We start from the raw sequence: 17,171 nt of genomic DNA on the forward strand, positions 1-17,171 counted from the left end.
ATCGCCGCGGAAGCGGGGACGCCATTGTTCCGCCCCGGGAGACCGACTATCTTCGTTCCCGGCGGGTCCTGCTGCGGCTCACGTCGAAGGCGACTTATCCTCGCGACCTTAATTCACTCGAAGGGATCTGTCCCTGTGCGGGCTCGAGGGCCCGGGCACACGGAGCCCACCTGGCTACCCAGGTCGAGAGGATTGAACAGTCCTTCACGGTTCACGCGGCGCCGCCACCTTCTTCCTCCCCCGCAGGGGGAGGGGGACCGCCGGCGAGGCCGGTGGCGGAGGGGGCGACGACGCCCCTCCATATGCGCTACCTCCCTCCCATGACCGACAAGCGCGCCCTTCGCGCCGCCATGCGCGCCCGCCGCAAGGGGCTGGCCGGACAGTCGCCGGAGGCCGCCGCCCGCGCCGCCGCCCACATCGGCGATCTGCCGGCGGGCCGGATCGTCGCCGTCTATCGCGCCATCGGCTCTGAACTGGACGCGGACGCCGTCTCCCTCGCGCTGGAGCGCGAGGGACGGGAGCTCTGCCTGCCGGTGGTGGTCGAACCGGACGCGCCCATGCTGTTCCGCCGCTGGCGCTTCGGCGACCCTCTGGAGCTCGACGCCGCCGGCGTGCCGGCCCCGCTGCCGCTGGCGGAGGCGGTGACGCCTGACCTGGTCCTGACGCCGCTGCTGGCCTTCGACGCCGCGGGCGGCCGGCTGGGGCAGGGCGGCGGCTACTACGACCGCACCTTCGCCGCCCTCCCGGACGCCCTGCGCATCGGCCTCGCCTATGCGGGCCAGCAGGTCGACCGCCTGCCGCTGGAAGGGCACGACATCCGCCTGCATGGCGTTCTGACCGAGACCGGCTATACCGCCGCCCGAAAGGTCTGATCTCCCATGCGTCTCGCGTTCTTCGGCGATGTGGTCGGCAAGTCCGGCCGCGACGGCCTCTCGGACCACCTGCCCGCCCTCAAGCGGGACCTGAAGCTCGACTTCGTGGTGATCAACGCCGAGAACGCCGCCGGCGGCTTCGGCATCACCGAGAACACCGCCAACGAGCTGTTCATGGCCGGGGCCGACTGCCTGACCCTGGGCAACCACAGCTGGGACCAGCGCGAGGCCCTGACCTACATCGTGCGCGAGCCGCGCCTGATCCGGCCGCTCAACTACCCGCGCCTGATGGACGCCCCCGGGGCCGGCGCGAACCTGTTCGAAACCCACTCGGGCAAGCAGGTGCTGGTCATGAACGTGCTCGGCCGCGTTCACATGGACCCGATGGACGACCCCTTCAGCGCGGTCGAGAAGGAGCTCGCCGCCTGCCCGCTGGGCACGGCCGCCGACGCCATCATCGTGGACATCCATTGCGAGGCGACCAGCGAGAAGATGGCCATGGGCCACTTCTGCGACGGCCGCGCCTCCCTCGTCGTCGGCACCCACACCCACGTGCCGACCGCCGACTGCCAGATCCTGCCCGGCGGCACCGCCTACCAGACCGACGCCGGCGGCTGCTGCGACTACGACTCTGTGATCGGCAACGAGAAGGAGGAGCCGCTGCGGCGCTTCACCACCCGCCTCTCCGGCGGCCGCTACACCCCCGCCCATGGCCCGGCCACCATCTGCGGCGTGTACGTCGAGACCGACGACCGCACCGGCCTCGCCACCCGCGTCGAGCCGATCCGCGTCGGCGGGCGGCTGAGTCAGAGCATCCCGGCGGTCTGAACCGGCGCCGCCGTCCGGCCCTCGCGGCCGCGGCCGCAGGGCCGAGCGTTCCGGTGCGGATGCCCACCAGGATTGTCCCAGGAGTCGCAGGAGATGTGCGGGTTCTGGCGCCCCGGAGTTGTCGTGCTTGTACGAGGTCGCGACGCCCCCTTTCGGGTCAGGCCGGGACCACCCGTCCGTCGCCGGCCTCGACCGCGTACACCGCCCGCGTCGTCAGCGTCCCGTTCCGCTCCGACACCTTGTCCAGCACCTTGAACTCGGTGCGCCAGGCCTCCGGCGTGACGTCGCAGACGACGTAGCCGCGCTGGGCGTTGTTGAACTTCAGGAACGGGTTGTCGGCCAGGTAGCGGCGGCCGTCCGGTCGCTGGTCGACCCCGTCGCCGGAGGAGCTGATCGAGGTGGTGACGAACTCCGCCGCCACCGGCGCGCCCTCCGGGTTGCGGCTGTCGACGTAGAGCTCGCCCGCGTAATTCTGGTGTTCGTCGCCGGTCAGGACGATCGTATTGGCGATGCGCCGGTCGCGCAGCCGGTCCAGCAGGCGCTGCCGCGGAATCCGGTATCCCGCCCAGGAATCAAGGTTGTAGCCCGGCTCCGGGCCCTCGCGGCGATCGAGATCCATGACCATCACCTGCTGGGCCAGCACCTTCCAGCGGGCGCGGCTGCGTTCGAGGTTGCGGTACAGCCACTGCTCCTGCGCCTCGCCCAGCACCTGGGCGGCCGGATCGGTCACGCCCGCGCAGGTCGTCGCCCAGCGGTCGTCGCACGGCTGGTCGGAGCGGTGCGAGCGGGTGTCGAGGAGGTTGAGGTCCAGCAGGTCGCCCCAGGCGGCGTGGCGGTACAGCTGCATCTCCGCCCCGCGCGGGAAGGCCGAGCGGCGCAGCGGCATGTGCTCGTAGAAGGCCTGGGCCGCGGCCTGCCGGCGCAGCAGGAAGACCTCCGGCGGCACGCCGTCGTCGAAGCTGGACACCCAGTTGTTGGCCACCTCGTGGTCATCCCAGGTCACGAACCACGCCGCCGCCGCATGGCTGGCCTGCAGGTCCGCATCCATCTTGTACTGCGCGTACCGCCGCCGGTAGTCGTCCAGGCTGTAGGTTTCGCCCCCGACGTGCTGGCGCGGGTTCTCCACCGTGCCCCCCGACCCGGTGTAGGTCCGGCTGCTCCGCCCCTCGTAGATGTAGTCCCCGTAGCAGTAGACGAAATCGAGGTCCTCGCCCGCGATCCGCCGGTGCGCGGTGTAGAAGCCCTGCTCGTACGCCTGGCAGCCGACCACGCCGAAGCGCGAGCGGGCCACGGCCGCGCCGGCCGCCGGCGCGGTCTTCGCCCGTCCCGTCGCGGCGCGCTCCGCGCCTGCGGTGAAGCGGTAGAAATACTCCCGGCCCGGCTCGAGCCCCTCGACCTCCACATGCACGGCATGGCCGAGCTCGGGCCGGGCGACGGCCTCGCCGCGCCGGACGACGTTCGAGAGGCCGCGGTCCGTTCCGACCTCCCACTTCACCGGCACGGGGGCCGAGGGCATGCCGTAGCCCGGCTCCAGCGGGCGCGGGGCCAGACGGGTCCAGATCACGAAGCCGTCGGGGGTCGGGTCGCCGGCGGCGACGCCCAGCTGGAACGGGTATTCCGCGAACACGGGATCGGCCAGCGCGCCGCGGCCCGAGCCCAGCACGACGCCGCCGGCGCCGAGCGCCAGCATCAGACCGCGACGGGAAACGGAATCGGGCAGGCGCATCGGAGTCTCCTTGGGTCCGCCCGGACCTAGCCCGGAAATGTGACGGTCGTCACGCCGGCCGGCGCCACGCCCGCAGTTCCGCGATCCGGAGGCGATGGGCGTCGCGCGAGGCCTCGGCCAGCCGTCGGACCTGCGGATCGTTCGCCCGGGCCAGCGCCGCCTCGGCGGCGGCGAGCGCCTGGCTCTCGGCGGCCAGCAGCCGCGCCACCACGGCGGCGTCGGGATCGGCGGCCGGAGCCGCGTCGAGCGGCGTCTCCCGGGTCGCCGCGGCGTGGTTGGCGGCCGCGGTCTCGCGGAGGGCGCTCTCGACCGGATCTCCGCCCTCGCAGCCGGCCAGCGGCAGCGTCAGCGCCGCCAGGACCGCCAGCCGCCGCATCAGGCGCGGCCCTCGATCCAGTTCGGCATCCAGCCTTCGTGCATCTCGCGCAGGTGGTCGAGCGGCAGGCGGAACAGGTCGCCGTCGGGGCCGGAGGAGGCGAAATCGCGCCCCTTCGCGCGCCCGACCACCGAGGCGTGCAGCCCCGCCGCCTGCGCCCTGGCGATCAGGTCCGTTGCGTCGGTGACGGCGGCCAGGTAGCGCGCCTGGTCCTCGCCGAACAGCAGGATGTGCGCGTGGGTCGGGCTGCTGGCGTCCAGCTCCACGCCGCAGTCGGAGGCCAGGGCCATGTCCGCCGCCGCGCCGATCAGGCCGCCGTCGGACAGGTCGTGGACGCAGGTCAGGTCGCCGGCCTCGATCAGGCCGCGCACGAAGTCGCCGGTCTTCTTCTCCAGAGCCAGGTCCACCGGCGGCGGCGCCCCGTCCTCGCGGCCCAGCACCTCGCGCAGGTAGATGGAGGCGCCCAGCTCCCCGACGGTGTCGCCGATCAGCACCAGCACGTCGCCCTCGGCCATGCCGCCGAAGCCGGCGACCACGTCGTAGTTGGGCAGCAGGCCCACCGCCCCGACGGTCGGGGTCGGCGGAATGGCGACGCCGTTGGTCTCGTTGTAGAGGCTGACGTTGCCGCTCACGACCGGGAACTCCAGCACCCGGCAGGCCTCGGCCATGCCGTCGATGGCGCGCACGATCTGGCCCATGATCTCGGGCCGCTGCGGATTGCCGAAGTTCAGGTTGTCGGTGATGGCGATCGGCCGGGCGCCCACAGCGGTCAGGTTGCGCCACGCCTCGGCGACCGCCTGCTTGCCGCCCTCGTAGGGATCCGCCTGGACATAACGCGGCGTGACGTCCGAGGTGACCGCGAGGCCCTTGTCGGTGCCGTGCACCCGCACCACCCCGGCGTCCGCGCCGGTGGCCGAGTCGTGCAGGGTGTCGGCCATGACGTGCCGGTCGTACTGCTCCCAGATCCAGCGCTTGGACGCCATGTCCGGGCAGCACACGACCTTGATCACCGCGTCGACCCAGCTGTCCGGGGCCGGGATGGTCTTGGCGTCCAGCCGGGGTTGCAGCTCCGGCTGCACCCAGGGGCGGTCGTACATCGGCGCATCGTCGAACAGCGGGGCCAGCGGCACGTCGCAGACCGTCTCGCCGTGATGCTTCAGCACCAGCCGGCCGGTGTCGGTGGTCCGGCCGATCACCGCGGCGTCCAGGCCCCACTTCCTGAAGATGCGGTGGCCGTCTTCCTCGCGGCCCGGCTTCAGCACCGCCAGCATCCGCTCCTGGCTCTCCGAGAGCATCATCTCATAGGCGGTCATGCCCTCTTCGCGCTGGGGCACGGCGTCCATGTTCAGCTCGATGCCGACGCCGCCCTTGCCCGCCATCTCGACCGAGGACGAGGTCAGGCCCGCCGCGCCCATGTCCTGGATGGCGGCGACCGCGCCCGAGGCCATCAGCTCCAGCGTCGCCTCGATCAGCAGCTTCTCCGCGAACGGATCGCCGACCTGCACGGTGGGGCGCTTCTCCTCCGAATCCTCGTCGAACTCGGCCGAGGCCATGGTCGCCCCGTGGATGCCGTCGCGTCCGGTCTTCGACCCGAAATAGACCACCGACAGCCCCGGCGACGGGGCGGCCGAGTAGAAGATCGAATCCGCCTTCGCCAGGCCGACGCACATGGCGTTGACCAGGATGTTGCCGTTGTAGCCGCGGTGGAAGTTGGTCTCGCCGCCCACCGTGGGCACGCCCACGCAGTTGCCGTAGCCGCCGATGCCGGACACCACGCCCGAGACCAGCCGCTTCGTCTTCTCGTGCGACGGATCGCCGAAGCGCAGGGCGTTCAGCAGGGCCACCGGCCGCGCGCCCATGGTGAAGACGTCGCGCATGATGCCGCCCACGCCCGTGGCCGCGCCTTGGTAGGGCTCGATGTAGGACGGGTGGTTGTGGCTCTCCATCTTGAAGATGCAGGCGTCGCCGTCGTCGATGTCGATGACGCCCGCGTTCTCGCCCGGTCCGCAGATCACCCGCGGCCCCTTGGTCGGGAATTTGCCCAGATGGATCCTCGACGACTTGTAGGAGCAGTGCTCCGACCACATCACCGAAAAGACCCCCAGTTCGACCTGGTTCGGCTCGCGGCCGAGCCGGTCGAGGATCACCTGGTACTCGTTGGGGGCGAGGCCGTACTCGGCGGCCAGTTCGGCCATGGACTTCTGGGGAGCGCTCATGGCCGCGCCTCATAGCGGCAGAACGGAGACGTGTCAGCCGCAAGCGGAACATCGGCCGCGGCGCGTCATTGTTCCGGCGAAGCCAAGGGAGAGCCCGATGACCGACCAGCCGATCGACCCTGCCGCCACCCCCGAGGATCCGGACGCGCCCGAAATCGCCGCCGACGACGTCGGGGCCAGCGCCGCCGCCGAGCGCGCGGCCAATCAGGCCCGGGAGCCGGACGACGCCGGGGAGGACGCCTGATGGCCCGTGGTCCGTCGACGCCCGATCCCACCCCCGCCGAAACCTCGCCCACTCCGGCCGACCACCAGCAGATGGATCGCTCCAATGATCCGGCGGTGACGAAGGCCATGGACGAGGCCGCGCCCGAGGTGGCGATGCACAGCCGGCGCCAGCGCCTGACCGGCTCCGCCACCGGGGTCGGCAGCGTCGGCTACGACGAGGCGGGGGCGTTCGACGTCGGCGCCGGCGAGGAGCCGGGCGGCGCCGAGCCCGGGTCGCGGGGCGGCGGCTAGGTCGCCCGTTCGACGCCCCGGCGCAGGCGGAAGCTGAGGATCACCGCCCCGACCACGACCGCCACGCTGGCGGCGAGGGCGCCGTAGGCCACGGCCTCGCGGCCGCGCTCCAGTTCGGCCACGAACACGCCCAGCAGTCCCCAGGCGACGGGGAGGGGATAGGCCAGGGTGCGCAGCCGCGCCGTGACGCCGAGGCCCACGGCGGCGACGACCGCCACCGCCAGCAGCGCCCAGACCTCGGGCGAGGGGCTGGAGGGCAGGTCCCCGTTGCCGGTCAGCACGGTCAGAAGATTCACCGGCGACGCCACGGTCAGCCAGCCCGCCAGCGCCGCCAGCGGCCACGCCACCGTCCAGCGGTCCCGGTCGGCCCGGTCGAGACTGCGGATCGTCGACGCCTCCATCAGCAGGGGGACCAGCAGCGCCAGCAGCGAGCCGAAGATCAGCACGATCGTGGCCCACTCCCAGTCGAAGGCGGAGGCCACGATCCACCAGCCGATGCCCAGCAGGGCCGCCAGCGACGGCCAGCCGAGGCGATGGATCAGCCGGCTCTCCCCCGTCTGCGGCAGCGCCTGCCGCACGGCGTAGACCAGAAGACCGAGATAGATCAGCCCCCAGATCGAGAAGGCGTAGCCGGCCACGCGCAGCGTCGCATCGCTGTCGGCGGCGAACTCCGCCGGCGTCTGGCCCCACTCCATGGCCATCTGGGCGTAGGCGATGACGACGGCGAACACCGCGGCCGCCAGCACGAGCAGGCGGCGGGTCATCTGGGGCGGGGTCGGACGGACTATCGAGGACATGGAGAGCTCCGGCGCAGGTCGTCTGCTCTACGTCCGGCGGACCGGTTCGGTTCACCCCGGAACCGCCGGGCCGCCGACCGGTTCATCCGGTTCACGCAAGGGAGACCGGCATGGCCGACAATGAAAACACCGCGGCGGACGAAGGCCGCACCTTCGAAACCAGGACCGTCCGCGCCGATCGCGCCCGCGAGCAGGGCCTCGGCTTCGGGGCGCGCGAACTGCAGGCCCAGCGGGATCCGGGCGGCGTGCGGACCCCCGACGTGGAGCCCGGCGCGGAGGAAGAAGGCGCTGACGTCCTCGACGAGTCGCTGGGCGTGCAGGGGGCCCGGGAAGACACGCAGGTCACCCCGCCCCGCCAGGCCGGCTGATCGAAAGCTCTTGACGGACGGCGCTCGGCGACCTCCGATCTCCGGATGGAGGCGATCGGAAGTCAGGACGAGCCGGCCCACCGTCGGCGGCTCGCCGAGGCGGATCGACGGCTGGCGGTCGATCCCCGGGACATCGGCGCCCTGATCGTCAAGGGCGACGCCCTGACCGCCCTGGGGGACCCCCGCGCCGGCGCGCGCTTCTACAGCGTCGCCCTGAGGGCCGCCGGCGACGGCCGCGCCCTGAGCCCGGCCCTGGCGGCGGAACTGCGCCGGGCGCAGGCGGCCGCGGGCGAGCAGGCGCGGCGCTTCGAGGCTCATCTCGAGACCAGCCTCGGGGCGGCGGGATTCGACCCCGCGCGCTCCAGCGAGCGTTTCGCCCAGTCGCTGGATCTGCTGACCGGGCGGAAGCGCCTCTACCTGTCGCAGCCGTTGTTCTACCTGTTCCCGGGTCTGCCGCAGATCCAGTTCCAGCCGCGCGAGACCCTGCCGTGGCTGGAGACGGTGGAGGCGGCCGCCGACGACATCCGGGCCGAGCTGGAGGCCCTTCTCGCGGAGCCGGAGCTGTTCCGCCCCTACGTCGAGCGCCGCGCCGACCGGCCGAACACCGACACGGCGGGCATGGTCGAGAATCCGGACTGGAGCGCCCTCTATCTGTGGAAGGACGGGGTCGAACAGGCCGGGGTCGCCCGCCGCTGTCCGCGCACGCTCGCGGCCCTCGCCGACGCGCCGCTGTGCCGGGTGCCCGGCCGCACGCCCTCGATCCTCTTCTCCCGGCTGAAGCCGGGCGCGCGCATCCCGCCGCACCACGGGCTGATCAACACCCGCCTGATCTGCCACCTGCCGCTGATCGTGCCGCCGGGAAACCGCTTCCGCGTCGGCAACGAGGTCCGCGAGTGGAAGGAAGGGGTCGCCTGGGCCTTCGACGACACGGTGGAGCACGAGGCGCGTAACGACGGGGCGGCGGACCGCACCATCCTCATTTTCGACGTGTGGAAGCCGGAGATGACCGGCGAGGAGCGCGAGCTGGTCTCGTCGATGTTCCAGGCCATCGACAGCTACGGCGGCGGCCCGGCGAGCTGGGGCGTCTGACGGGGCCGTCGTTCGCCTAGGCCGCCGCGAACACGCTCCGGAACAGGGTCGCGCCGTCGGCCGAGCCCAGTTCGGCTTCGAACGCCCGGTCCGGGTGGGGCATCATGCCCAGCACATTGCCGCGGGCGTTCTGCAGGCCGGCGATGTCGGCCACCGAACCGTTCGGATTGTCGACGTAGCGGAACACCACCTGGCCCTCGCCCTCGATCCGGGCGAGGGTCTCGGCGTCGCAGAAGTAGTTCCCGTCGCCGTTGCCCTGGGTCATGACGACCTCGCGCTGGCCCTGGTAGCCGGAGGTGAAGCGGGTCTGGCCGTTGGCCACCTCGAGGGTGATCGGCTTGCACACGTACTTCAGCCCCGCGTTGCGCAGCAGGGCGCCCGGCAGCATCCCGGCCTCGCACAGGATCTGGAAGCCGTTGCAGATGCCGACCACGGCCACCCCGTCGTCGGCCGCCTTCTTCACCGCCTGCATCACCGGCGACAGCGCCGCCATGGCCCCGCAGCGCAGGTAGTCGCCGTACGAGAAGCCGCCCGGCAGGACGATCAGGTCCAGCCCCTTCGGCAGTTCGGTCTCCTGGTGCCAGACCATCTGGACCGCTTCGCCGGTCGAACGCTCCACCGCGACCTTGCAGTCGCGATCGCAGTTGGACCCGGGGAAGACGATGACGGCGGCGCTCATGGCGCGGGCGTTTAGCAGGCTTCGCCCGCGATGTCAGTGGGCCGGTTCGACCGGGTTCAGACGCCCGTGATGCGATCCGGCTGTTCGCCGCGCCGGGGACTCATCCCCTGTTCTCGTAGGTCGCGGTGATCGACGCCTTCGCCAGGGTGTGGAAGTGCAGGTTGAACCCGAACACCGCGCCCGAATCGCCTGGCGTCACATCCAGCTTCGGCACGTCCACGGCGAAGACGGTGAAGACGTAGCGGTGCGGCCCGTGGCCCGCCGGCGGGGCGGCCCCGCCGAAGCCCGGCTCCCCGTAGTCGGTGCGGCCCTCGACCGCCCCCGCGGGAACCGGCCCGCCCGTGGGCAGCTCGGTCACCCCGGCCGGAATGTTGGCCACGGTCCAGTGCCAGAAGCCGGAACCCGTCGGCGCGTCCGGATCATAGCAGGTGACGGCGAAGCTCCTCGTCCCCTCCGGCGCGCCCGACCACATCAGGTGCGGCGAGGTATTGCCCTTCGCCTTGACCTGCGCGTCCGGCAGCACGCCGCCGTCGACGATGTCGTTGGAGCTGAGGGTGAAGGTCATGGCGCGTCCTCCGCTGTTTTCGGCGCAGCAACCCTAACGCAACAGCGGTCCGGAAGTCCCGCTCAGTGCGCCGCGCCCACGGCTTCCGGGGTGAACGCCCGGTCGTCCATCAGCCCGCCGGCCAGGGCGGCGGCGAACACCACGCAGGCGGCGGCGATGAACAGGGCGACGGTCAGCTTGACCAGCCGCCGCACCTCACGCCGCCTCGATCCGGTAGGACTCGATCACCGTGTTGGCGAGCAGGGTCTCGCACATCTTCTTCGCCTCGCCGGCCGGGTCCTCGCCGTCGAAGTCGAACTCGATCAGCTTGCCGACGCGGACGTCCTTCACGCCCGCCCAGCCGAGGCCGTTCAGCGCGCCCTCGACGGCCTTGCCCTGCACGTCGAGCACGCCGGGCTTCAGGAACACGTGCACCTTCACCTTGGCCATCAGTGCAGTCCTCCCTGGATCACGGTCGGCATCCCCTTCATGATTCCGAGGCGGCGGGCCACCTCGGTGTAGCTCTCGATGACATTGCCGAGGTCGCGACGGAAGCGGTCCTTGTCCAGCTTCTCGCCGGTCGCCGTGTCCCAGAGGCGGCAGCTGTCGGGGCTGATCTCGTCGGCCAGGATCACCCGGCTGAAGTCGTTCTCCCAGATGCGGCCGAACTCGATCTTGAAGTCGACCAGGGTGATGCCGACGCCGGCGAAAAGGCCGGACAGGTAGTCGTTCACCCGCACCGTCATGGCCAGGATGTCGTCCAGCTCCTGGGTGCTCGCCCAGTTGAAGGCCGTGATGTGCTCCTCGGTGACCATCGGGTCGTTGAGCTCGTCCTTCTTGTAGTAGAATTCGATGATCGAGCGGGGCAGGGGCGTGCCCTCTTCGATGCCCAGCCGCTGGCTCATCGAGCCGGCCACGATGTTGCGGCACACCACCTCCAGCGGGATGATCTCGCATTCGCGGATCAGCTGCTCGCGCAGGCTCAGGCGCTTGATGAAGTGGTTGGTCACGCCGATGCCGTTCAGGCGCGACATGATGAATTCGCTGATCTGGTTGTTGATCACGCCCTTGCCCTCGAGGGTCGCCTTCTTCTGGGCGTTGAAGGCGGTGGCGTCGTCCTTGAAGTACTGGATGAGGGTGCCCGGCTCGGGGCCCTCGTACAGGATCTTGGCCTTGCCCTCGTAGAGCTTCTTGCGCTTGACGTTCATGCGTTCCGGTCCGGCGGGGCCGCGCCGGAAACGAAAATCGCGCGGCCGGCGCGGGGTCCGGGCGGCGCGATCCTGAATCGGCGGGCGGGAGAAATGGTCGCGCCATCCCTTAGCGGAACCGGGTTCCGGACACAAACCGGGGCGCCGCCGACCCGCCGCCGGGGACATGCCGCCGCAACCCCGCCGGTTCCGATTGCGTTCGGCTCCGGGGGGGCTATAGAGCACCCCGATGCGGCCACGATTCCGGCCGCCTATCGGAGCCTGCGCACCCCATGACCACCTTCGACGATCGGGAAAAGGGCTTCGAGTCCAAGTACGCCCTCGATCAGGAACAGGAATTCAAGGCGGTCGCCCGGCGCAACAAGCTGCTGGGCCTCTGGGCCGCCCAGAAGATGGGTCTCTCGGCCGAAAGCGCCGACCAGTACGCCTCGGCCGTGGTCCGCGCCGATTTCGAACAGCCGGGCGAGGAAGACGTCTACCGCAAGATCGCCCAGGATCTGGAGGGCGCCGGCCTGACCGTCTCGGAAGGCGAGATCCGCCGCAAGATGGACGAGCTGTCCTCCGTCGCCCGCGAGCAGATCCGCTCCGGCGAATAGCCCCCGGCGGCTTCGTTCCGACAGCAGAAAGGCCGCCCTTCCGGGCGGCCTTTCGCATTTCGGGGAGCGGGGCGATCAGTTCGGCATCACCACCGTGTCGATGGCGTGGATCACGCCGTTCGAGGCGGCGACGTCGGCCTGCACCACGCGGGCCATGCCGCCGGTCTCGTCGGTCAGGGTGACCGAACCGTCGGCGCCGGCGCGGGCGGTCAGCGTCCCGCCTTCCACCGTGGTCAGGGTCGCGCTGCCGCCGCCGTCGCGGATCTGCTGCGTCAGCGTCGCCGCGTCCACCCGGCCGGGGACCACGTGATAGGTCAGGATCTTCGTCAGGTCCGCCTTGCCGGCCGGCGCCATCAGGGCTTCCCGGGTGGCCGCCGGCACCTTGCCGAAGGCGGCGTCGGTCGGGGCGAAGACGGTGAAGGGGCCGGCGCCGTTCAGGGTTTCGACCAGTCCGGCCGCCTGCACGGCCGCGACCAGGGTCGAGAAGTCGCCGGCGCCCTGGGCCACGGCGACGATCGTGCCCTGGGCCTGGGCCGGCGCCGGCGCGGCGGCCTCGGTCGGCACGGCGTCGGCCGGCGCGGCGGTTTCCTCGGCGTTGCTGCAGGCGGCGGTGAGAACGACCGAGGCGAGGGCGCCGGCGGCGATCACGAGCGAATTGCGGGTCTTCATGGGGGGATTCCTTCCTGGCGACGCCTTGCGTCGGCGTCCTGAAGCGTACGGACCCTGGGTCGGACCGGATCGCCCCCTGCGGCGTCTCGCCGCGAAAGCGTCGCCGTATCAGCCGAGGAACGGCCGCAGCGCGCTCCACGCCCGGGCCTTGGCCTCGAAGCTCCGCGCGGCGTGGGCCGGGCTCGACGACGGCAGGTCGATCAGCGCCAGACCCTCGAGTCCCGCCAGCGAGCGCCGCCCGATGCGCGCCGCCGTCGCGCCGTTGAAGGCGACGGCCTTCAGTCGGGGCAGGCCGCCGGCCAGGGCGGGCAGGTCCGCCGCCTCCGCTTCGCGGATCGCCTGGTCGAGGCTCCCCGGCCGCCGGGCGCGGACGATCACGTCCCAGAGGCCGATCCCCGCCGTCTGCAGCGCCGCCAGTCGTTCCGGATAGGGCAGGGCGGCCAGATCGCGCCCGATCACCGCCCCGGCCAGGCGCCAGAAGGCGTTGCGGGGGTGGCCGTAGTACTGGCCCGCCGCCAGCGAGGCGTCGCCCGGCAGGCTGCCGAGGATCAGCAGCCGCGTGTCGGCGTCCACGACCGGCGGGAAACCGGTCTTCAGCATTCAGTCGCCGAACACGCGCGCGAACACCGTGTCCACGTGCTTGGTGTGGTAGCCGAGGTCGAACAGGGCCTCCAGCTCGTCGTCCGGCAGGATCACCCGCGCGTCGGCCTTGAGGAAGTCGAGGAACCGGCCCTCGCCGCGCCACACCTTCATCGCGTTCTCCTGCACGGCCGCATAGGCGTCCTCGCGCGACATCCCGGCCTGGGTCAGGGCCAGCATGACCCGCTGCGAGAACACCAGACCGCCGAGCCGGTCGAGGTTCTTCCGCATGTTCTCCGGATAGACGTTCAGCCGCTCGATCACCCCCGCCAGCCGGTGCAGGGCGAAGTCGAGGTGGATCGAGGCGTCGGGGCCGATGCCGCGCTCCACCGAGGAGTGGCTGATGTCCCGCTCGTGCCAGAGGGCGACGTTCTCCATCGCCGGGACCACCGCCGACCGCACCAGCCGGGCCAGGCCGGTCAGGTTCTCGGTCAGAATCGGGTTGCGCTTGTGCGGCATGGCCGACGAGCCCTTCTGGCCCTTGTCGAAGAATTCCTCGGCCTCCAGCACCTCGGTGCGCTGCAGGTGACGGATCTCCACCGCCAGCCGCTCCACCGACGAGGCCACCACGCCCAGCGCCGCGAACCAGGCCGCGTGGCGGTCGCGCGGGATCACTTGGGTCGAGACCGGCTCGACCTGCAGGCCCATCTTCTCCGCCACATAGGCCTCCACCGCCGGATCGACGTTGGCGAAGGTGCCGACGGCGCCCGAGATGGCGCAGGTGGCGATTTCCTCCCGGGCGGCCAGCAGGCGCCGGCGGGCGCGCTGGAATTCGGCGTGGTAGCCCGCCAGCTTGAGGCCGAAGGTGACCGGCTCCGCATGGATGCCGTGGCTGCGCCCGACGCACGGGGTGAGCCGATGCTCCTTCGCCCGCGTCTCCAGCGCCGCCAGCACACGCTCCACCCCCGCCAGCAGCAGGTCGGTGGAGCGCGCCAGCTGCACCGCGAAACAGGTGTCCAGCACGTCGGACGAGGTCATGCCCTGGTGCAGGAAGCGCGCCTCGTCGCCGACGATCTCGGCCACATGGGTCAGGAAGGCGATGACGTCGTGCTTGGTCGTCCGCTCGATCTCGTCGATCCGGTCGGCGTCGAACACCGCGCCTTCGCCCTTGGCCCAGATCGCTTCGGCCGCCGCCTTCGGGATCACGCCCAGCTCGGCCATCTTCGTGGCGGCGTGGGCCTCGATCTCGAACCAGATCCGGTACTTGGTCTCCTGGGACCAGATGGCGACGGCTTCGGGACGGGAATAGCGCGTGATCATGGGCGCGGGGTGTCGGTCCCGAGCCCCGACGAGTCAAGCGCCGCTTGTGACGGCGGCGACGGAACTCGGGCTCGGCCGGATGGCGGCGCGCCCGGCGTGGGCGTATGCCTCGCCGCAACGGAGGGACTCATGGAACTGATCATCGGACCGCGGCTGTACTCCACCTGGTCGCTGCGGCCGTGGCTCGTCCTCAGGCGCTGCGGGGCCGACTTCAGCGTGCGCGAGATGGACATCTACTCGACTGAAGGGCAGGCGGAGCTGGCGCGCGTCTCGCCGTCCCGCCTCGTGCCGCTGCTGAAGGTCGACGGCGAACTCATCTGGGATTCGCTGGCGATCTCCGTCTGGTGCGCCGAGCGTTTCCCCGAGGCCCCCCTGTGGCCGACGGACGATCGGGCGCGCTGGCTGGCCCGGTCCGCGGTCTGTGAGATGCACGGCGGCTTCACGGCCCTGCGGACCCTGTGCGGCATGGGCCCCGACCATACGATGGTCGGCCCGGACCGTTCGTCCGTTCCGGACGACCCCGGCGTCGAGCGCGACATCCGGCGCATCGTCGCGTTGTGGACGGAGATGCGCCGGCGGTTCGGCGCGGACGGTCCCTGGCTGTTCGGGGAGTGGTCGATCGCCGACGCCTTCTTCACCCCGGTGGCGACGCGCTTCCGGCATTACCAGGTCGAGCTGGACCGCTTCGGCGACGACGGCGCGGCCGCCGCCTATCGCGACGCCCTGCTGGCCCAGCCCGACTTCCTCGAGTGGAGCGCGGAAGCCTTGCGTTAACCGCACGACCGAACCGCCCCTTAAGACAACATCGCTATCCGGGGAGCATCGCCCCTTCCGGAGCGTTCAGGGTCCATCATGTCGACGCCCGCAGAGCAACCGCAGAACCGCCGTCCCGGCCTGATGATCTACGGCCTGATGATCATGGTCGCCTGCTGCCTGCCGGCGCTGCTGCTGGCGGGCCTCTAGCCCCCGGTCGGCGGGATCGCCGCCACTTCCAGCGGGGCCGCGGCGGGGATGGCCGGCGGAACGTGGTCAAGGCTCAGCGGCGCCCGGGTCGCGCCCGAGGCGATGGCCTGCAGGGTGTTGAGCGGCCGGCCGTTCATGCGCTGGTAGATCCAGTAGGCCGCCACCACCTTCTCGACGTAGTCCCGCGCCTGCGGCACGTCGATGGTCTCGATCAGCAGCAGCGGGTCGGCGTCGGGCCCCAGCTTGCGAACCGCCGCCACCATCGGTCCCGGCCCCGCATTGTAGGACGCGGCCGCGCGCAGCAGGTCGCCGTCGATCGCCGGCATCGCCAGCACCCGCTGGATGTAGGCCTGGCCCAAGCGGGCGTTGACGTTCGGATCGAACAGCCGCTCCGGCTCCGCCACGAAGCCGGCGTCGCCGGTCAGCTCCGCCGCCGTGGTCGGCATGACCTGCATCAGGCCGTAGGCGCCGGCCCCCGAGCGCGCCCGGGCGTTGAAGCCCGTCTCCTTGCGGGCGATCGCATAGACCAGCGACCGCTCCACCGCGAAACCGCCTTCCGGCTCGATGACCGGCTGCGGGTAGCGGTCGGCGTCGATGCGGCGGGCTTCGGCGTCGTTGCCGGTCACCCGCGGCCCCAGCGCGCGCCCCAGCGCCGCCCACAGCTCGCGCGCCCGCTCGTTCAGCGCGGTGCGCAGGCCGGTTCGCAGCGAGTCGCGGGCGTCGTCGCGCCGGCCGACCTCGTAGTAGGCGACGGTGCGGCGCGCCTCGGGATTGCTCTGGACGAACTCCCGCAGCGCCTCGGCGTCCACGCCGACGGGCTCCGGCGTGTAGACGGCGCGCTGCAACGTGGGGGCGTTGTAGGGGCGCGGGCCGAGATTCTCGATCTCAGGCTCCTCGCCCAGCTGGGCGAGGGCGATCTGGCCGTAGAAGCTGGCGGGCCAGGCGGCGGCGCGGCGCAGCAGCGGCTGGACGCGATCCTGCTGGCCCGAGCGGGCGGCCGAGCGGGCGGCCCAGAAGGCGGCGCCGGCCCGCACCCAGCTGTCCTCGGTCGGGTCGTCCAGGACCCGCTCGAAGGCGCTGGTCGCCCGGCCGAATTCGCCCAGCCGGTACTGCGCCAGCGCGACCGTCCACCAGTCGCCGATCTGCTCGCCCAGGGCCACGGCTCCGGCCAGGTCGTCGCGGTTCAGGGCCACGCGCGCGGCGCGGGTCGGATCGCCCTCGACGTTGCCGCCCGCGGCGGCCACCCCGGCCCAGCTGCGGCCGAAGAAGCGCGCCGGCCGCCGCGGCTCGGGCGCGCCGTCCGGACGACGCCGCATGGCCAGATCGTACGCCCGGTCCGCGCACGGCAGGTCGGCGTACTGCTCCAGCCAGGCCGACAGCTCCTCGAAGGTCGCCGTGTGGTTGCGGTGGAACAGCCGCTCGAACTCGACCTGGCCGAGCAGGATGCGGTCCTGCGCCTGCTGCGCCGAGGCGCGGGCCGCGTCGAGGTCGCCGCGCCGCAGGGCGTCGAAGGCGGTGGTGTAGCTCAGCCGGTCGGCGGGGCTCAGCGCGGACACCGGGCGGTTGTCGGAACCTTCCGCCGGGGCGGCGGTTTCTGCAGCGAGCGCCGCAGCGCCCCCGGAGAAGGCGAGCGTGATCGCCAGCGTCGGCGCAAGCATGGCGCGGCGGAATTGCATAGGCACTTGGCGGCCCCCCTTGGAGCGGCGGCGGAATCGTCTCGATTCGATCCGGCCGCGCGCCTTACGTTCGGTCGTCAGGCCAGAAAGGCGCCACGGCCCCGGCCAGTGTCAAGTTCTGACCGCTGTTTTGGGCGCATTTGAGTCCG

Annotated in this window: 21 protein-coding genes and 1 other RNA gene; 9 read left to right on the forward strand and 13 right to left on the reverse strand. The window is 71.6% G+C overall.

Annotated elements, in window-relative coordinates; all coding sequences use genetic code 11:
• The first annotated feature begins 65 nt into the window (after window positions 1-65).
• From ssrS to H2038_RS09930, 3 genes are all read left to right on the forward strand, one after another.
• Window positions 66-226, forward strand: a non-coding RNA gene (gene ssrS, locus H2038_RS09920) — 6S RNA.
• Window positions 227-320: 94 nt separating this feature from the next.
• The gene (locus tag H2038_RS09925; RefSeq protein WP_292112395.1) at window positions 321-872 is read left to right on the forward strand and encodes a 5-formyltetrahydrofolate cyclo-ligase; all 552 of its coding nucleotides are present in this window, start codon (window positions 321-323) and stop codon (window positions 870-872) included.
• A gap of 6 nt (window positions 873-878) precedes the next feature.
• The gene (locus H2038_RS09930) at window positions 879-1,700 is read left to right on the forward strand and encodes a TIGR00282 family metallophosphoesterase (protein WP_292112398.1); all 822 of its coding nucleotides are present in this window, start codon (window positions 879-881) and stop codon (window positions 1,698-1,700) included.
• A 157-nt stretch (window positions 1,701-1,857) separates the two neighbouring features.
• Here H2038_RS09930 and H2038_RS09935 read toward each other — a convergent pair whose 3' ends face one another.
• Genes H2038_RS09935 through purL form a run of 3 tightly spaced genes read right to left on the reverse strand, consistent with a single transcriptional unit; the run spans window position 1,858 to window position 6,018 of the window.
• Window positions 1,858-3,426: an alkaline phosphatase D family protein gene (locus H2038_RS09935; protein ID WP_292112401.1), complete on the reverse strand. Its 1,569-nt coding sequence runs from the start codon at window positions 3,424-3,426 to the stop codon at window positions 1,858-1,860.
• A gap of 49 nt (window positions 3,427-3,475) precedes the next feature.
• The gene (locus tag H2038_RS09940) at window positions 3,476-3,802 is read right to left on the reverse strand and encodes a DUF305 domain-containing protein (protein ID WP_292112404.1); all 327 of its coding nucleotides are present in this window, start codon (window positions 3,800-3,802) and stop codon (window positions 3,476-3,478) included.
• A complete protein-coding gene (gene purL / locus H2038_RS09945; protein ID WP_292112407.1) occupies window positions 3,802-6,018 on the reverse strand; it encodes a phosphoribosylformylglycinamidine synthase subunit PurL in 2,217 nt (738 codons plus the stop codon). The genes H2038_RS09940 and purL overlap by 1 nt, the downstream gene beginning before the upstream one ends.
• Before the next feature lie 97 nt (window positions 6,019-6,115).
• Between purL and H2038_RS09950 the strand changes: the two genes are divergently transcribed.
• Both H2038_RS09950 and H2038_RS09955 read left to right on the forward strand, forming a co-directional pair.
• A complete protein-coding gene (locus H2038_RS09950) occupies window positions 6,116-6,262 on the forward strand; it encodes a hypothetical protein (RefSeq protein ID WP_292112410.1) in 147 nt (48 codons plus the stop codon).
• Window positions 6,262-6,534, forward strand: a complete 273-nt coding sequence (locus H2038_RS09955) for a Tat pathway signal protein (protein ID WP_292112412.1) — start codon at window positions 6,262-6,264, stop codon at window positions 6,532-6,534. The genes H2038_RS09950 and H2038_RS09955 overlap by 1 nt, the downstream gene beginning before the upstream one ends.
• Here H2038_RS09955 and H2038_RS09960 read toward each other — a convergent pair.
• Window positions 6,531-7,331: a hypothetical protein gene (locus H2038_RS09960; protein WP_292112414.1), complete on the reverse strand. Its 801-nt coding sequence runs from the start codon at window positions 7,329-7,331 to the stop codon at window positions 6,531-6,533. The genes H2038_RS09955 and H2038_RS09960 overlap by 4 nt on opposite strands.
• Window positions 7,332-7,441: 110 nt before the next feature.
• Here H2038_RS09960 and H2038_RS09965 point away from each other — a divergent pair, with 110 nt between their 5' ends.
• Together H2038_RS09965 and H2038_RS09970 are read left to right on the forward strand one after the other, a co-directional pair.
• Window positions 7,442-7,699, forward strand: a complete 258-nt coding sequence (locus tag H2038_RS09965) for a hypothetical protein (RefSeq protein WP_292112417.1) — start codon at window positions 7,442-7,444, stop codon at window positions 7,697-7,699.
• A 45-nt stretch (window positions 7,700-7,744) separates the two neighbouring features.
• The gene (locus tag H2038_RS09970) at window positions 7,745-8,788 is read left to right on the forward strand and encodes an aspartyl/asparaginyl beta-hydroxylase domain-containing protein (protein ID WP_292112420.1); all 1,044 of its coding nucleotides are present in this window, start codon (window positions 7,745-7,747) and stop codon (window positions 8,786-8,788) included.
• Between the two features lie 16 nt (window positions 8,789-8,804).
• Here the strand turns inward: H2038_RS09970 and purQ are convergent, their stop codons facing one another.
• The 5 genes from purQ to purC all read right to left on the reverse strand — a co-directional run bounded on the left by purQ (window position 8,805) and on the right by purC (window position 11,219).
• Window positions 8,805-9,467 carry a phosphoribosylformylglycinamidine synthase subunit PurQ gene (purQ, locus tag H2038_RS09975; RefSeq protein ID WP_292112423.1) on the reverse strand — a complete coding sequence of 221 codons (663 nt, stop codon included), beginning with the start codon at window positions 9,465-9,467 and terminating at the stop codon, window positions 8,805-8,807.
• Between the two features lie 100 nt (window positions 9,468-9,567).
• Window positions 9,568-10,032 carry a YbhB/YbcL family Raf kinase inhibitor-like protein gene (locus H2038_RS09980; RefSeq protein WP_292112425.1) on the reverse strand — a complete coding sequence of 155 codons (465 nt, stop codon included), beginning with the start codon at window positions 10,030-10,032 and terminating at the stop codon, window positions 9,568-9,570.
• 62 nt (window positions 10,033-10,094) lie between these two features.
• On the reverse strand, window positions 10,095-10,226 hold the full coding sequence (locus H2038_RS09985) for a hypothetical protein (RefSeq protein ID WP_292112427.1): 132 nt from the start codon (window positions 10,224-10,226) through the stop codon (window positions 10,095-10,097).
• 1 nt (window position 10,227) lies between these two features.
• Window positions 10,228-10,461 (reverse strand): phosphoribosylformylglycinamidine synthase subunit PurS, encoded by a 234-nt coding sequence (gene purS / locus H2038_RS09990; protein WP_292112430.1) that lies wholly within the window; start codon window positions 10,459-10,461, stop codon window positions 10,228-10,230.
• Entirely contained in the window at window positions 10,461-11,219 is a 759-nt protein-coding gene (gene purC / locus H2038_RS09995) for a phosphoribosylaminoimidazolesuccinocarboxamide synthase (RefSeq protein WP_292112433.1), read from the reverse strand. Before purC ends, purS begins: the two co-directional genes overlap by 1 nt.
• 272 nt (window positions 11,220-11,491) lie before the next feature.
• Between purC and H2038_RS10000 the strand changes: the two genes are divergently transcribed.
• Entirely contained in the window at window positions 11,492-11,815 is a 324-nt protein-coding gene (locus H2038_RS10000) for a DUF1476 domain-containing protein (RefSeq protein ID WP_292112436.1), read from the forward strand.
• Window positions 11,816-11,890: 75 nt separating this feature from the next.
• On the opposite strand, the gene H2038_RS10005 is transcribed toward H2038_RS10000, so the two are convergent.
• The 3 genes from H2038_RS10005 to purB form a co-directional block, all read right to left on the reverse strand.
• Window positions 11,891-12,484: a fasciclin domain-containing protein gene (locus tag H2038_RS10005; RefSeq protein WP_292112439.1), complete on the reverse strand. Its 594-nt coding sequence runs from the start codon at window positions 12,482-12,484 to the stop codon at window positions 11,891-11,893.
• 108 nt (window positions 12,485-12,592) lie between these two features.
• On the reverse strand, window positions 12,593-13,084 hold the full coding sequence (locus tag H2038_RS10010) for a DNA-deoxyinosine glycosylase (protein WP_292112440.1): 492 nt from the start codon (window positions 13,082-13,084) through the stop codon (window positions 12,593-12,595).
• On the reverse strand, window positions 13,085-14,383 hold the full coding sequence (gene purB, locus H2038_RS10015) for an adenylosuccinate lyase (RefSeq protein WP_292112443.1): 1,299 nt from the start codon (window positions 14,381-14,383) through the stop codon (window positions 13,085-13,087).
• A 129-nt stretch (window positions 14,384-14,512) separates the two neighbouring features.
• Between purB and H2038_RS10020 the strand changes: the two genes are divergently transcribed.
• Window positions 14,513-15,157: a glutathione S-transferase gene (locus tag H2038_RS10020; protein WP_292112444.1), complete on the forward strand. Its 645-nt coding sequence runs from the start codon at window positions 14,513-14,515 to the stop codon at window positions 15,155-15,157.
• Between the two features lie 185 nt (window positions 15,158-15,342).
• Here the strand turns inward: H2038_RS10020 and H2038_RS10025 are convergent, their stop codons facing one another.
• The gene (locus H2038_RS10025) at window positions 15,343-17,022 is read right to left on the reverse strand and encodes a lytic transglycosylase domain-containing protein (RefSeq protein WP_292112446.1); all 1,680 of its coding nucleotides are present in this window, start codon (window positions 17,020-17,022) and stop codon (window positions 15,343-15,345) included.
• Window positions 17,023-17,171 lie beyond the last annotated feature (149 nt).

This window comes from Brevundimonas sp. (assembly GCF_013912005.1).
Lineage (GTDB): Bacteria > Pseudomonadota > Alphaproteobacteria > Caulobacterales > Caulobacteraceae > Brevundimonas.

Bases quoted from the DNA above. Each gene is read 5' to 3' on its own strand.
- H2038_RS09925 (WP_292112395.1), top strand. From the start codon at position 321: ATGACCGACAAGCGCGCCCTTCGCGCCGCCATGCGCGCCCGCCGCAAG.
- H2038_RS09930 (WP_292112398.1), top strand. From the start codon at position 879: ATGCGTCTCGCGTTCTTCGGCGATGTGGTCGGCAAGTCCGGCCGCGAC.
- H2038_RS09935 (WP_292112401.1), bottom strand. From the start codon at position 3,426: ATGCGCCTGCCCGATTCCGTTTCCCGTCGCGGTCTGATGCTGGCGCTC.
- H2038_RS09940 (WP_292112404.1), bottom strand. From the start codon at position 3,802: ATGCGGCGGCTGGCGGTCCTGGCGGCGCTGACGCTGCCGCTGGCCGGC.
- purL (WP_292112407.1), bottom strand. From the start codon at position 6,018: ATGAGCGCTCCCCAGAAGTCCATGGCCGAACTGGCCGCCGAGTACGGC.
- H2038_RS09950 (WP_292112410.1), top strand. From the start codon at position 6,116: ATGACCGACCAGCCGATCGACCCTGCCGCCACCCCCGAGGATCCGGAC.
- H2038_RS09955 (WP_292112412.1), top strand. From the start codon at position 6,262: ATGGCCCGTGGTCCGTCGACGCCCGATCCCACCCCCGCCGAAACCTCG.
- H2038_RS09960 (WP_292112414.1), bottom strand. From the start codon at position 7,331: ATGTCCTCGATAGTCCGTCCGACCCCGCCCCAGATGACCCGCCGCCTG.
- H2038_RS09965 (WP_292112417.1), top strand. From the start codon at position 7,442: ATGGCCGACAATGAAAACACCGCGGCGGACGAAGGCCGCACCTTCGAA.
- H2038_RS09970 (WP_292112420.1), top strand. From the start codon at position 7,745: ATGGAGGCGATCGGAAGTCAGGACGAGCCGGCCCACCGTCGGCGGCTC.
- purQ (WP_292112423.1), bottom strand. From the start codon at position 9,467: ATGAGCGCCGCCGTCATCGTCTTCCCCGGGTCCAACTGCGATCGCGAC.
- H2038_RS09980 (WP_292112425.1), bottom strand. From the start codon at position 10,032: ATGACCTTCACCCTCAGCTCCAACGACATCGTCGACGGCGGCGTGCTG.
- purS (WP_292112430.1), bottom strand. From the start codon at position 10,461: ATGGCCAAGGTGAAGGTGCACGTGTTCCTGAAGCCCGGCGTGCTCGAC.
- purC (WP_292112433.1), bottom strand. From the start codon at position 11,219: ATGAACGTCAAGCGCAAGAAGCTCTACGAGGGCAAGGCCAAGATCCTG.
- H2038_RS10000 (WP_292112436.1), top strand. From the start codon at position 11,492: ATGACCACCTTCGACGATCGGGAAAAGGGCTTCGAGTCCAAGTACGCC.
- H2038_RS10005 (WP_292112439.1), bottom strand. From the start codon at position 12,484: ATGAAGACCCGCAATTCGCTCGTGATCGCCGCCGGCGCCCTCGCCTCG.
- H2038_RS10010 (WP_292112440.1), bottom strand. From the start codon at position 13,084: ATGCTGAAGACCGGTTTCCCGCCGGTCGTGGACGCCGACACGCGGCTG.
- purB (WP_292112443.1), bottom strand. From the start codon at position 14,383: ATGATCACGCGCTATTCCCGTCCCGAAGCCGTCGCCATCTGGTCCCAG.
- H2038_RS10020 (WP_292112444.1), top strand. From the start codon at position 14,513: ATGGAACTGATCATCGGACCGCGGCTGTACTCCACCTGGTCGCTGCGG.
- H2038_RS10025 (WP_292112446.1), bottom strand. From the start codon at position 17,022: ATGCAATTCCGCCGCGCCATGCTTGCGCCGACGCTGGCGATCACGCTC.